Raw genomic sequence first — 12,343 nt, forward strand, 5'->3', positions numbered from 1 at the left:
CCATGACTACCCTATTGGAAATGAACGCCATTCGAAAGGCGTTCAACGGTGTTGCTGCACTGTCAGGTGCATCAATCGCGATCGAGCGCGGCGAAGTGCATGCCCTGATCGGGCAAAATGGTGCGGGTAAATCCACCATGATCAAGGTGTTGACCGGGGTCTATCACCGCGACGGGGGAACAATACTGTTCAATGGGGCCGAGAGTGTCTTGACCACCCCGCGTGAGGCGCAAGCCACCGGGATTGCAACAATCTATCAGGAATTAAATTTGGTCCCACTGCGTTCGGTCACCGAAAATGTGATGCTGGGGTATGAACCTAAACGCTTGGGCACATTCATCAACTGGCGCGAAGCGCATCGGCGTACGCGTGAAATACTGATGCGTTTTGGCATTGATATTGATGTGAAAATGCCGCTCGGCAGTTATTCGACGGCGATCCAGCAGCTGGTGGCGATTGCCCGTGCGGTCTCGCTAGATGCAAAACTGGTGATTATGGATGAACCGACCTCGTCGCTGGATGCGTCAGAGGTGAAGGTTTTGTTTGGCGTAGTGCGGGGGCTGCGCGATGCCGGTGTCTCGGTGCTGTATGTCTCGCATTTTCTGGACGAATTGTTTGAGATTTGCGACCGCGTGACAACGATGCGCGATGGCCAGACTGTTGGCTGCGTCAAACTGGCCGAGACAACCAAACTGGAGTTGATCGCAGGTATGTTGGGGCGTGACCCTGACGAGATCGCACAAGCGGGGATGACGGAATTCGGTGGCGGTGCGGCCAAGCAAGGCGAGGTTTTGCTGACCGCCCAAGATATTGCGACTGGTCCGCGCCTGTCCAAATTTGACATGACTTTGCACCGGGGTGAAATCGTCGGCCTTGGCGGTCTGCTGGGTGCAGGCCGGACCGAGGCCGCCCGCGCGCTGTTCGGCGTGGATGCCCTGACACGCGGCAAAATTACCCTGAAAGGGGCAGGCGCGCCAAATAGTCCTGCCGAGGCGATCCGCGCGGGTCTCGGGTTTCTGACCGAGGATCGCAAGGCAGAAGGTATCATTCCTGGCATGTCGGTGCGCGAAAACCTGACGCTGGCCCTGCTGCCAAAGCTGACGCGCAATGGCCAGATTGACCGCGCCCGTGAACGGCAGCTGGTGCAAAAATACATTGACGCGCTGGGCATCAAAACCGCCGATATGGAACAACCGATCCGCGAGCTTTCGGGCGGCAACCAGCAAAAGGTTCTGCTCGCGCGCTGGTTGGCGAATGAGCCGGACATCCTGATCCTTGATGAGCCGACGCGCGGTGTCGATGTTGGCGCGAAACGGGAAATCCAGATGATTATTCGCGACTATGTGGACCGTGGCTTTGGTGTTGTGCTGATCAGTTCAGAGTTTGAAGAACTGGTAGAAGGCGCGGACCGGATCGTGGTTTTGAACGAAGGCCGCTCTATTGGCGAGCTGAAAAACCCCGGCATAACAGAACACAAATTGGTGCAGGCGCTTGCCCATACGGATGAGGTGACGGCATGAGCCAATCAAACCCGACCCAGACTTCTTTGCAAATTGGCCCATTGCTGCGCGATCATGGCGGTGTGGTGGCGTTGATCGTGATCTTGGCCTTCAACATCCTGTTCACGCCCAATTTCCTGCAATTGCAAACGCTGTTCGTAAATATCAGCCAGGTCGCCACCATTGCGATTGTGGCAATGGGAATGACGCTCGTTATCGCGACCGGAGGCATTGATTTGTCGGTCGGTGCCGTCATGGCGCTGGCCGGGGCCTTGGCGCCGCTTATCTTTCAATCGCAATTCGGCGTGGACTATCCGGCCTTGGGGATTGCAGCGGCGCTTGTTGTGCCTCTGCTGGTGGCGGGCGCTTGTGGGATGTTCAATGGCGTTATGGTTGCCGTGTTGAACGTGCAGCCGATCATTGCGACGCTGATCTTGTTCATTTCAGGCCGTGGCATCGCGCAGGTTTTGACCAACGGCAATTTGCAAACCTTCAGCAACAAATCCTTCAGTTATCTTGGCACAGGAAAAGTTCTCGGATTGCCATTTCAGGGCTGGCTGGCGCTTGCTATCGCAGTGATCTTGTTCCTTGTGATTTCCCGCACCATTTTCGGCCGCTACGTCCTTGCCATTGGCGGGAATGAGCGGGCCGCGCGCTTGGCTGGTGGGCCGGTGACAAAGGTAAAGATCGGCGTTTACATGATTTGCGCCGGGCTTGCCGGTCTGGCGGGTCTGATCGTCGTCGCGATCAACTCGGCCTCGGATGCTGCCCGCAATGGCAACCTGATGGAACTGGATGCAATCGCGGCTGCCGTGGTTGGCGGGGCGTTGTTGCAAGGCGGTCGCGCGCCAATCTTTGGCGCCATTCTGGGCGCGGTCATCATCCAGCTGGTCAAATACACGCTGCTTGCCAACGGGGTAGAGGACGAAGTCGCCTTGATTGCCAAAGCCGGGATCATTTTGGCTGCCGTCTATGTCCAGCAGACACGAAAGGAATAAAGATGCTGAATTCTGATGCATTCGATCTGCGGAAATACGTCTCGCGCAACTCGCAATCGGTGGCGGTCTGGATCGCCTTGTTTGCCCTGATCGCCTTTGGGCTGCTGCGCTATGACAATTTCGGCGGGGCCTATAATGTCAGCTCCTTTCTGAACTACAACTCGATGTTCATCGTAATTTCAATGGGCATGTGTTTTGTCATCATTACCGGCGGCATTGACCTTTCGGTCGGGTCTGTTGCCGCCTTTACCTCGGTGGTCGCGGCCTATCTTTCACCCTATGGGCTAGAGGTCGCCTTGCCGCTGGCGGTGCTGGTCGGGGTGGCCTTTGGCGCGCTGAACGCTTTTTGCATCATCGTTCTGCGCATCCCGCCGTTCATTGCCACGCTGGCAACGATGCTGGGGGCCAAAGGCGGGGCGCTGGTCATTTCGGGCGCATCCACAATTGCAGTTGATTGGGGGTCGAACTTTACCCGAATGGGTATGGAAAAGGTGTTCAACCTGTTCCCCTGGTCGATCGTTATTGTGGCAATCGTGGGGGTATTCCTCTGGATCATTCTGGAAACGACATCGCTTGGCCGCACCATTCTGGCGATCGGCGGGGGCGAGGATGCCTCAACCTTGATGGGGCTAAAGGTGAACCGCGCCAAGGCTTTGGTCTATCTGATCTCGGGTGGTTGCGCGGGTTTGGCGGGTGTCATTCTGGCCTCGGGGTTTGGCGCGGGCCAACCCTTGGAAGGCATCGCATGGGAGCTTTCGGCAATCGCCTCGGTCGTCGTGGGCGGCACACTATTGACCGGCGGGCTTGGTTCTATCCCTGCCACGGTTGCGGGTGCGTTGTTGCTGGGGCTGGTCTTTAACATTCTGAATTTTGAGAACGGGCGTGGGACCATCAGTTTCAGCGCCTATTGGCAAATGGTCATCCGGGGCGGGTTCCTGTTCGCAGTCATCCTGTTCCAGTCTCGCATGACCAAAGGGCGCAAAGCCAAGGGGGCAACTGCATGAGAAAAATTGCAAGCGTTGAGGTTAAGCTGTTTCACGTTCCTTTGGCCGAGGTGTTGGTGGATGCCAAGCATGGCGATCATCATTTCTTCGAGTTGATCACCGCGACAGTGCGGCTTGAGGATGGGTCGGAAGGCACGGGATACACCTATACCGGCGGCAAAGGCGGCTATGCGATTGCCGCGATGATCCGGCATGATCTGACGCCCTTTCTGATCGGCAAAGATGCTACAGAAGTAGAGGCGCTCTATGATGCGATGCAGTGGCATGTGCATTATGTCGCGCGGGGCGGCATTGCATCCTTTGCGATTTCGGCGGTCGATATTGCCCTGTGGGATTTGCGCGGCAAACAGCTTGGCCAGCCGCTGTGGCAAATGGCCGGCGGGGCAAGCAACAGATGCAAGGCCTATTGCGGCGGCATAGATCTGGGCTTTCCACTGCCCAAACTCTTGGACAGCGTCCGCGGGTATATTGATCGGGGCTTCAACGGCGTCAAAATCAAGATCGGCCAGCCCACCCTTGATGAGGATATCGCCCGCATCAAAGCGGTCCGCGATCTGATCGGGCCGGATGTGGCCTTCATGGTCGATGCTAATTATTCGATGGGTTTAGAGCAGGCGATTGCTGCGGCAGAGGCGTTCAAACCTTTCAACCTGCTGTGGTTTGAGGAACCGATCATCCCCGACAATTACGCAGGCTATGGCCAGATCGCGGCTGCCACCGGCATGCCTTTGGCCATGGGCGAAAACCTGCATACGATTCATGAATTCGAATATGCCTTCGCGCAATCAAAGCTGAGCTTCATCCAGCCAGATGCCTCAAACTGTGGCGGCATCACAGGCTTTCTGCAGGTCGCCGCTTTGGCCGCAAAGGCAGGTGTACCAGTGTGCAGCCACGGCATGCAGGAATTGCACGTCAGCCTTGTTGCGGCCCAGAAAAATGCCGGCTGGATCGAGGTGCATTCCTTCCCGATTGACGCCTACACAACGCGTCCGCTGGTGGTGGAAAACCACCTTGCCATCGCCCCTGACACCCCCGGAACAGGGGTCTCTTTCGACTGGCCTAAACTTGAGGCCGTAAACCAACTCCGTCGCTAAAGGACTAACCTAATGACCAGCCAAGCAGCCGTTTATCGCGGCAACAAGACGTTTACTGTTGAAAGCGTCACCACGCCGCCGCCGGGCAAAGGCGAGGTGCAGATCGATGTCGCCTATTGCGGCATTTGCGGCACCGATTTGCATATTTATCTGGGCCATATGGATGCGCGCGTCGGGTTCGAACGCACTATCGGTCATGAAATGTCAGGCATCATCGCTGAGGTCGGCGAAGGTGTGACAGGGCTCAAGCCCGGTCAGCATATCGTGGTCCGCCCACTGGATCATTGCGGTGATTGTCCGGCCTGCAATGCGGGGCATAATCACATCTGCCACAAACTGAAATTCATCGGCATCGACAGCCCCGGCGCGTTTCAACAAAAATGGAACGTACCCGCCCATACAATCCACGTCTTGCCCGATGATCTGGATTTGTCGCATGCGGCATTGATCGAACCGCTTGCCGTAGCATGCCACGATGTGGCGCGCGGCAAGGTGCAGCCGGGTGAGGATGTTCTGGTCATTGGCGGCGGCCCGATCGGCATGCTGGTTGCGATGGTTGCGCGCGAGGCCGGGGCCAATGTCACAATATCCGAGATCAATGAAAACCGTCTCGCGTTTGCCCGCAATATCGGTTTTGCGGTTGTGAACCCCAAGGATGGCGATGTCGCCAAGGCTTTGCATGCGGCCACGGGCGGTAAGGGCATGGATGTCGTGTTCGAAGTGTCAGGCACGCAGCCCGGTGTTGACCTGATGACAGCGGCGGCGGCCACGCGGGGCCGCATCGTTATGGTGGCGATCCATGCCAGCAAACCTGTGATTGATATGTTCCAGTTCTTTTGGCGGGAACTGGACCTGATCGGCGCGCGGGTCTACCGGCCCGAAGATTACGATGCCGCGATGGCCTTGCTGGCCAAAGGTGTCGTCGATTGCGACAGCTTCATTACAGATATTCAGGGGCTGGAAGATATACAATCTGCCTTTGAAACGTTGACCCGAAACCCCAATGCCATGAAATCCATGATCCGTATGACCGAGGGCGCAGAATGACTGTAATGGACCGCTTTAGCCTGAAAGGCAAAATTGCACTTGTAACAGGTGCCAAACGCGGCATCGGGCGCGGTATGGCCGAGGCACTGGCCGAAGCTGGCGCCGATATCATCGGGGTCAGCGCATCACTTGATCCGTCAGGGTCAGATGTCGCGCGCGCAGTCGAGGCTCAGGGCCGCAAATTCTGGGGCTATGCCTGCGACTTTTCTGACCGCGCGGCAGTAAAGGCGTTTGTCGCGCAAGTGCTGGCCGACCATCCGCAGATCGATATTCTGATTAACAACGCAGGCACGATCTTGCGGGCCCCTGCGGCTGAACATCCGGATGAAATGTGGGATAAGGTGATCGAAGTGAACCTGAACGCGCAATTCATCATCACGCGCGACATCGGCGCGACGATGGTAAAGCGCGGGTCGGGCAAGATCATCTTTACCGCGTCATTGCTGACCTTCCAGGGCGGTATCACGGTGCCGGGCTATGCCGCCTCCAAAGGCGGTATCGGGCAGCTGACAATGGCTTTTGCCAATGAATGGGCCGCCAAAGGTGTGAACGTCAATGCGATTGCCCCCGGCTATATCAACACCGACAACACCGAAGCCCTGCGCAATGATTCTGACCGATCTGCGGCAATTCTATCGCGCATCCCAGCTGGTCGTTGGGGCAAGCCCGAGGATTTCGGCGGGCCAGCAGTGTTTTTGGCATCTGACGCGTCATCCTACATGAATGGCCATGTGATGCTTGTTGATGGCGGCTGGATGGGCCGGTGATCCAGCCTTAATCCGACAACCCGATCATCCGCATCTGTTGTGACATCTGGGCAAAGGAACCCTCAAGATGGATGCGGATGGCGCGGGATGCGCGTTCTACGTCATTGGCGCGGAACGCCTCAATCAGCTCTCTGTGCTCGGCAATGATTGCAGCAAATCGCGTCGACCTGATTTTAAGCTGTGCGCCATACACATTCGGGTTAGGACCTATTGTTGGGCCTGAGGCTCTCTTCGCTGCGTGATTCAAGCTCCCGAAATGACGGCGTTGATAATGGGCAACTTTTCTGGCTGATAGAGGTTCAAATGGAGCGTCTGCGGCCCTAGTTTCCGAACAGCCACGGCAGGCCGCGTGTCGATGATCCGTTGCCGGGCAGCGGACCGTGGCTATGATGCTGATTGGTTCAGAAATGCGTTTAAAGACAAGGGGATAAAACCGTGCATCCCTGGTCGGGGGTCCCGAACTAAGCCCGTGAAATACGACGAGCGACGCTACAAACGCCGAAACTGCCTTCTCGCGCATGTAAACATGCGCCGCCAAGTGGCACATCGAGATCATGTTCGGGCGATTGAAGGACTGGCGAAGGGTTGCCTCGCGCTATGACAGATGCCCGTCCGTGTCGATAGTGATCGCCGGGTATACGGAATCCGATGGCAGCGCCGCCTGCAATCAGGACTTGTCGGCGCGGCGCGCTGATACCGTGGCCCAGGCCCTGACGGTTAACCCGTCACTCTGCCCAGCCGCATGGTTTCCTGCGCCATATCCGCGGCAAGGTCTGCAATATCGGCCTGTGCTGTTCCGCGCTGCAATTCGACCCGCAGCGCCGTAATATTGGCCTGATACCGCCGCGCCAGCCGCTTTGGGTCGGCCTCTTTGGCGATTTCACCTGCATCCTGCGCGGCGCTGAAAACCTCTGCGAATTCGCCACACATCTGGTCCAGATAGGCGCGAGAGGCCTCGGCAAGGTTCGGGTCGGTCGCACGGGTATCCACCAGCGTTTTCATCAACATGCAGGCCTGACGCGACGGATCTGCCGCAGCAAGTTCGACGAAGTTTTGAAATTGCGCCGCCAAACCGGCCAAAGGTGACGCATATTTCGCTATCTGGGCGCGAAACCCTTGGCGTGACGCATCGAAATAGCGCGCAATCGCCAAAAGATAGAGGTTTTCCTTGCTGTCAAACGCGGCATAAATACTGCCCGGTTTCATCGCAAGCACGCCTTCCAGATCCTTTAGCGAGGTCGCGTGATAGCCCTTGCGCCAAAACACGGTCATGGCCGCATCAAGTGCGGCGTCACGATCATAATTTGCGGCGCGGGCCATGGGTTAGTCCTTCATCTGGGCAAGTTGTGACAAGATGCTGGCATAATTCTCTTCGCCTTGGGCACCGGTGACAAGGTGCTTGCGGTTGAAAACCACGGCAGGCACGCCCGAAATGCCCTGCTGCTGCCAAAAGCGTTCGGCGTTGCGGACATCATTGGCAAAGCGTTGGTCATCCAGAACCGCAAGCGCCTCGTCGCGGTCCAGCCCGATCTCTGCGGCAATATCGGCCAGAACAGCATCATCCGACAGGTTCCGCTGATCGGTGAAATGTGCCGTGAACAGCGCCATTTTCAGATCATGCTTGCGCCCTTGTGTCTCGGCCCAGTGCAAAAGCTGGTGGGTGTTAAACGTGTTGTGCATCCGTGATGCATCCGTCCACGCAAAGGTGAACCCAAGGTTTTCGCCCAAAGCGGCCATCTGTCGGCGGGATTGTTCCGATTGCTCGGGGGTGCTGCCGTATTTCTCGATGATATGCTCGCGCGTGTTCTGCCCCTCGGGTGGCATCTGCGGGTTCAGCTCGAACGGATGCCAGTGGATTTCATGCGCCGTTCCCGATGCCGCCAAAGCCTTGGCAAGCTGGCGATACCCGATAATGCACCACGGGCACATCACGTCAGAAATAATATCGATGCGAAGAGGGTCTGTCATGGCGGCTCCTTAGGTTAACCGTGCGGTCATCCGTTTCATATAGACGGTCTGGCGTCATGCGCCAGACCATCCGTTCTTGCCTCACTTGGCAGCTTCGGCAGGCGCTTTTTCCCACGCGAATTTCTGAAAGACCTGATCGACAGGCGTCTTGGCAAAATGGTTGGTGTAATTCGACATCAGTTTTTGCGCGGCGCCCAGAATGATCTCAAGGATGTTCGCCTCGGTGAAACCTGCGTCTAGAAAGGCTTGGGTCTCGGCTTCGGCAACAAAACCACGGTCCCGAACCATCGCCAAAGTAAACGTGCGCAGTGCTTCCAGCTTGGCTGTCGGCAGCGGTGTTTCATTGCGCAGCGCCTCGGTGATCGCGTCATCGATCTTCATCATTTTCGCAATGCCGGTATGGGCGGGCACGCAGTAATGGCAGTTGTTTTCAACGTTGATCGTTTGCCAGACAACGGTTTTCTCTTCGTCGGTCAGGGTCGTCGCCATGAACTGCTGATGGGCAAAGCTATAGGCGGCCAGCAAAGGCGGCGCATCGGCCATCGTGCCATGCAGGCCCGGAATGCGGCCATTGTTTTTCAAAGACGTTTCCAAAAGCGGCTTGCCAGCCTCGGGCGCTGTTTCGATCGTGTGAATTTTAAAGGTCGCCATGATTTTCCCTTTCAGGGTTTCAGAGGTGTTTTGCAAGAACGGGTATAGGCGTATTTGAGCGATTGCTCAACAATATATTTGAGTGATCACTCAAAGTTGAGGTAAGGCTTGGCCAGAGAATGCGATCAAAGCCGCAAGACCTATTTTTGTGTAAAAGTGGAGCGCCTCAAAACCCCCAACGATCACAAAGCGGCGTGATGAAGCAACGGGCTTTAACCAGCGATTGTTGGCAATGAAAAAGGCGCCCCGGATAAGAGGGCGCCTTTTTCACTTCAATCAGGTCGGCTTAGTGCTTTTTCTTTGGCGGGATCAAATCGGTGATCGTGCCTTCAAACATTTCAGCCGCAAAGTTGATGGTTTCCGATAGCGTCGGGTGCGCGTGAATGGAATGGCCCAGATCAACCGCATCTGCCCCCATTTCAATCGCCACCACCATTTCGGACAGCAACTCGCCCGCGTTGGGGCCAACGATACCTGCACCAATCACGCGGTCATCTGCGGGGTCAAAGATCAGCTTTGTAATGCCTTCAGACCGCCCGATCGACAGCGCACGGCCCGAAGCCGCCCAAGGAAACACGCCTTTGCCGATCTTCATGCCTTTGGCCTTGGCCTCGTTTTCCGTAACGCCAACCCACGCCACCTCGGGGTCGGTATAGGCGACCGAGGGGATGACTTTCGCGTCAAAGAAACGCGGCTGGCCCGCGCAAACCTCGGCCGCAACCTTGCCTTCATGCACGGCTTTATGCGCGAGCATCGGCTGCCCGACCACATCGCCAATCGCAAAGATATGCGGCTGGCCGGTGCGTTGCTGTTTATCAACGGCGATAAAGCCACGCTCATCCACAGCCACACCAGCGGCCTCGGCATTGATCAGCTTGCCATTCGGGCGGCGGCCAACAGCAACCAGCACCTTGTCAAACGTGTCGGTTGTAACCGCGCCTTTGTCATCCTCAAACGTCACTTTCAGGCCCGATTTTTGCGCCTCAACTGCCGTGACCTTGGTTTTCAAAAGGATGTTTTCATAGCGCCCGGCAATGCGGTTGTGCAGCGGTTTCACGATGTCCTTATCGGCACCCGGAATGATCTGGTCCATCAATTCCACAACCGTGATCTTGCTGCCCAAAGCGTCATAGACACAGGCCATTTCAAGCCCGATAATCCCGCCACCCAGCACCAGCATCCGCTTTGGCACATCGGCCAGTTCCAGCGCGCCGGTGCTGTCGATCACCCGCGGGTCATCCTTGGGCAAGAACGGCAGCGCCACAGGCTCCGAGCCCGCAGCGATGATGCAATTGTCAAAGCTGACGGTTTTCTTGCCATCCGGCCCGTCAACCTCGATCATCTTCGGGCCGGTAAACTTGCCATAGCCGTTTACCACCGTCACCTTGCGCGCCTTGGCAAGGCCCGAAAGCCCGCCTGTCAGCTTGGTCACGACCGAGGCTTTCCAGCCGCGCAGCTTGTCAATATCAACCTTGGGCTTGGCGAAGGTGACGCCATGTTCGCCCATTTCCTCGGCTTCGGTAATCACCTTGGCCGCGTGCAATAACGCCTTGGACGGAATACAACCGACATTCAGGCAAACGCCGCCAAGGCTGTCGTCTTTTTCGATCAACACCACGGATTTACCCAAATCCGCCGCCCGAAACGCCGCCGTATAGCCGCCGGGGCCAGAGCCCAGAACAACCACTTCGGCATGAATCTCACCCTTACCCGTCGCCGCACCGGTTGGCGCAACGGCCGTCGGCGCAGCGGGGGCCGCAGCTGCCGCTGGGGCCGCGGCAGGCGCATCACCCGCAGCGGATTCAAGGTCGATAATCACCGTGCCTTGCGACACGCGATCACCCACCTTCACCCGAATGGCGGTAATCTTACCCGCCGCAGGCGAAGGCACCTCTAGCGTGGCCTTATCGGATTCCAGTTCAAGCAGCGGGTCTTCCTTGGCCACGGTATCACCCACCGCGACCAGAATGGTGATCACCGGAACGTCTTTGAAATCACCAATATCAGGGACTTGAATTTCCATCTGTTCAGCCCCCCTTACAACATCAACCGGCGCACATCGCCGAGCAGATGTTTCAGCGATGCGTTGAACCGTGCGCCCAAAGCACCGTCAATCGCGCGGTGGTCGAAGGACAGCGACAACGGCTGCATCAGGCGTGGCACAAATTCCGAGCCGTTCCAGACCGGTGCCATTTTCGCCCGTGTCAGGCCCAAAATCGCCACCTCTGGCGCGTTCACAATCGGGGTAAAGCCGGTGCCACCAATCCCGCCCAATGACGAAATCGTAAAGGTCGCGCCTTGCATATCCGGCCCTTTCAGCTTGCCATCACGCGCTTGCGCCGACAGGCTGCCCAGTTCTTTGGAGATTTGCACAATGCCCTTGCGGTCCGCATCCTTGATCACCGGAACCATCAGGCCTTGGGGCGTATCAGCCGCAAAACCGATGTTGTAGTAGTTCTTTTTGATCAGCTTGTCGCCATCGGGGTGCAGTGACGAGTTCACCTCCCAATGCTCTTTCAACGCCGAAACGCAGGCTTTGATAACGAAAGACAGCAAGGTCACGCGATAACCATCAGCCTTGGCGGCGGTATCCAGTTCCTTGCGATAGGCGTCCAGCTCGGTAATGTCGGCCTCTTCCGAAACGGTCACATGCGGGATGTGCAGCCATGCGCGGTGCAGGGCAGGGCCAGACAGTTTTTTGATGCGTGGCATTTCCACATCTTCGACAGGGCCGAATTTGGAAAAATCAATAACCGGCATCGGTGGAATACCCATGCCGCCAGCCGCCGAGGCGCCCGCAGCAGCAGGTGCCGCCGTTTTCTTGAACCCCGCCGTGATGTCTTCGCGCAAGATACGGCCTTTGCGGCCCGACCCGTTGATCGCCGCCAGATCAACACCCAATTGCCGTGCAAAGGCGCGGATGGATGGCGAGGCATGCGCCTTGCCAAAGCCGCTATCCACCACCGCCGCAGCAGGTGCCGCAGCCGCTGGGGCAGGGGCCGCAGCAGGGGCCGCCGCTGCCGGAGCAGGAGCAGCCGCCGCAGGTGCTGCCGCCTCACCCGATGCCTCCAGCATCAAAATAACCGACCCCATCGAAACCTTATCGCCTTCCTTGACGCGGATTTCGGTGATTTTACCGGCCGCCGAGGATGGCACCTCCAGCGTCGCCTTGTCGGATTCAAGTTCGACCAGAGGGTCTTCCTTGGCGACAACATCGCCAACGCTGACCAAAACAGTGATCACGGGAACATCTTTAAAGTCACCGATGTCTGGGACTTGGATTTCAATAGCCATTCTGTTTTCTCCTTTGCGTCC

At 57.3% G+C, this 12,343-nt stretch carries 12 protein-coding genes and 2 pseudogenes; 8 read left to right on the plus strand and 6 right to left on the minus strand.

All coding sequences use genetic code 11. From position 1 onward, the window contains the following. The first annotated feature begins 2 nt into the window (after positions 1–2). Genes AKU79_RS16235 through AKU79_RS16260 form a run of 6 tightly spaced genes read left to right on the plus strand, consistent with a single transcriptional unit; the run spans position 3 to position 6,409 of the window. Complete coding sequence (locus tag AKU79_RS16235) at positions 3–1,520, plus strand: sugar ABC transporter ATP-binding protein (RefSeq protein WP_231580211.1); 1,518 nt, start codon at positions 3–5, stop codon at positions 1,518–1,520. Then, positions 1,517–2,497, plus strand: a complete 981-nt coding sequence (locus AKU79_RS16240) for an ABC transporter permease (RefSeq protein WP_050524613.1) — start codon at positions 1,517–1,519, stop codon at positions 2,495–2,497. Before AKU79_RS16235 ends, AKU79_RS16240 begins: the two co-directional genes overlap by 4 nt. A gap of 2 nt (positions 2,498–2,499) precedes the next feature. Next, positions 2,500–3,501: an ABC transporter permease gene (locus tag AKU79_RS16245; RefSeq protein WP_050524614.1), complete on the plus strand. Its 1,002-nt coding sequence runs from the start codon at positions 2,500–2,502 to the stop codon at positions 3,499–3,501. Beyond that, a complete protein-coding gene (locus AKU79_RS16250) occupies positions 3,498–4,595 on the plus strand; it encodes a mandelate racemase/muconate lactonizing enzyme family protein (protein ID WP_050524615.1) in 1,098 nt (365 codons plus the stop codon). The genes AKU79_RS16245 and AKU79_RS16250 overlap by 4 nt, the downstream gene beginning before the upstream one ends. 12 nt (positions 4,596–4,607) lie before the next feature. Then, positions 4,608–5,642 (plus strand): (R,R)-butanediol dehydrogenase, encoded by a 1,035-nt coding sequence (locus AKU79_RS16255; RefSeq protein ID WP_050524616.1) that lies wholly within the window; start codon positions 4,608–4,610, stop codon positions 5,640–5,642. Then, the gene (locus AKU79_RS16260) at positions 5,639–6,409 is read left to right on the plus strand and encodes an SDR family oxidoreductase (RefSeq protein WP_050524617.1); all 771 of its coding nucleotides are present in this window, start codon (positions 5,639–5,641) and stop codon (positions 6,407–6,409) included. The genes AKU79_RS16255 and AKU79_RS16260 overlap by 4 nt, the downstream gene beginning before the upstream one ends. Before the next feature lie 7 nt (positions 6,410–6,416). Here the strand turns inward: AKU79_RS16260 and AKU79_RS19575 are convergent, their stop codons facing one another. Beyond that, on the minus strand, positions 6,417–6,602 hold the full coding sequence (locus tag AKU79_RS19575; protein WP_050524618.1) for an FCD domain-containing protein: 186 nt from the start codon (positions 6,600–6,602) through the stop codon (positions 6,417–6,419). A gap of 180 nt (positions 6,603–6,782) precedes the next feature. On the opposite strand from AKU79_RS19575, the pseudogene AKU79_RS19820 reads away from it, so the two are divergent. Both AKU79_RS19820 and AKU79_RS20045 read left to right on the plus strand, forming a co-directional pair. Next, positions 6,783–7,026, plus strand: a pseudogene (locus AKU79_RS19820) (transposase); the annotation flags it as partial. A gap of 6 nt (positions 7,027–7,032) precedes the next feature. Next, a pseudogene (locus AKU79_RS20045) lies at positions 7,033–7,077 on the plus strand (hypothetical protein); the annotation flags it as partial. Between the two features lie 49 nt (positions 7,078–7,126). On the opposite strand, the gene AKU79_RS16270 reads toward AKU79_RS20045, so the two are convergent. The 5 genes from AKU79_RS16270 to AKU79_RS16290 form a co-directional block, all read right to left on the minus strand. Further along, positions 7,127–7,729 carry a TetR/AcrR family transcriptional regulator gene (locus tag AKU79_RS16270; protein ID WP_050524619.1) on the minus strand — a complete coding sequence of 201 codons (603 nt, stop codon included), beginning with the start codon at positions 7,727–7,729 and terminating at the stop codon, positions 7,127–7,129. Between the two features lie 3 nt (positions 7,730–7,732). After that, positions 7,733–8,377, minus strand: coding sequence for a DsbA family oxidoreductase (locus tag AKU79_RS16275; RefSeq protein ID WP_050524620.1), 645 nt, complete (start codon positions 8,375–8,377; stop codon positions 7,733–7,735). An 81-nt stretch (positions 8,378–8,458) separates the two neighbouring features. After that, positions 8,459–9,028 (minus strand): carboxymuconolactone decarboxylase family protein, encoded by a 570-nt coding sequence (locus tag AKU79_RS16280; RefSeq protein ID WP_050524858.1) that lies wholly within the window; start codon positions 9,026–9,028, stop codon positions 8,459–8,461. A gap of 286 nt (positions 9,029–9,314) precedes the next feature. Continuing rightward, on the minus strand, positions 9,315–11,051 hold the full coding sequence (gene lpdA, locus AKU79_RS16285; protein ID WP_050524621.1) for a dihydrolipoyl dehydrogenase: 1,737 nt from the start codon (positions 11,049–11,051) through the stop codon (positions 9,315–9,317). 14 nt (positions 11,052–11,065) lie between these two features. Next, on the minus strand, positions 11,066–12,322 hold the full coding sequence (locus AKU79_RS16290; RefSeq protein WP_050524622.1) for a 2-oxo acid dehydrogenase subunit E2: 1,257 nt from the start codon (positions 12,320–12,322) through the stop codon (positions 11,066–11,068). Positions 12,323–12,343 lie beyond the last annotated feature (21 nt).

This window comes from Pseudorhodobacter wandonensis (assembly GCF_001202035.1).
Classification (GTDB): Bacteria; Pseudomonadota; Alphaproteobacteria; order Rhodobacterales; family Rhodobacteraceae; genus Pseudorhodobacter; species Pseudorhodobacter wandonensis.

Excerpts from the sequence above, each read along its gene's own strand:
- lpdA (WP_050524621.1), bottom strand. The coding sequence starts at position 11,051 with ATGGAAATTCAAGTCCCTGATATTGGTGATTTCAAAGACGTTCCGGTG.
- AKU79_RS16245 (WP_050524614.1), top strand. The coding sequence starts at position 2,500 with ATGCTGAATTCTGATGCATTCGATCTGCGGAAATACGTCTCGCGCAAC.
- AKU79_RS16235 (WP_231580211.1), top strand. The coding sequence starts at position 3 with ATGACTACCCTATTGGAAATGAACGCCATTCGAAAGGCGTTCAACGGT.
- AKU79_RS16290 (WP_050524622.1), bottom strand. The coding sequence starts at position 12,322 with ATGGCTATTGAAATCCAAGTCCCAGACATCGGTGACTTTAAAGATGTT.
- AKU79_RS16255 (WP_050524616.1), top strand. The coding sequence starts at position 4,608 with ATGACCAGCCAAGCAGCCGTTTATCGCGGCAACAAGACGTTTACTGTT.
- AKU79_RS16275 (WP_050524620.1), bottom strand. The coding sequence starts at position 8,377 with ATGACAGACCCTCTTCGCATCGATATTATTTCTGACGTGATGTGCCCG.
- AKU79_RS16280 (WP_050524858.1), bottom strand. The coding sequence starts at position 9,028 with ATGGCGACCTTTAAAATTCACACGATCGAAACAGCGCCCGAGGCTGGC.
- AKU79_RS16260 (WP_050524617.1), top strand. The coding sequence starts at position 5,639 with ATGACTGTAATGGACCGCTTTAGCCTGAAAGGCAAAATTGCACTTGTA.
- AKU79_RS16270 (WP_050524619.1), bottom strand. The coding sequence starts at position 7,729 with ATGGCCCGCGCCGCAAATTATGATCGTGACGCCGCACTTGATGCGGCC.
- AKU79_RS16240 (WP_050524613.1), top strand. The coding sequence starts at position 1,517 with ATGAGCCAATCAAACCCGACCCAGACTTCTTTGCAAATTGGCCCATTG.
- AKU79_RS16250 (WP_050524615.1), top strand. The coding sequence starts at position 3,498 with ATGAGAAAAATTGCAAGCGTTGAGGTTAAGCTGTTTCACGTTCCTTTG.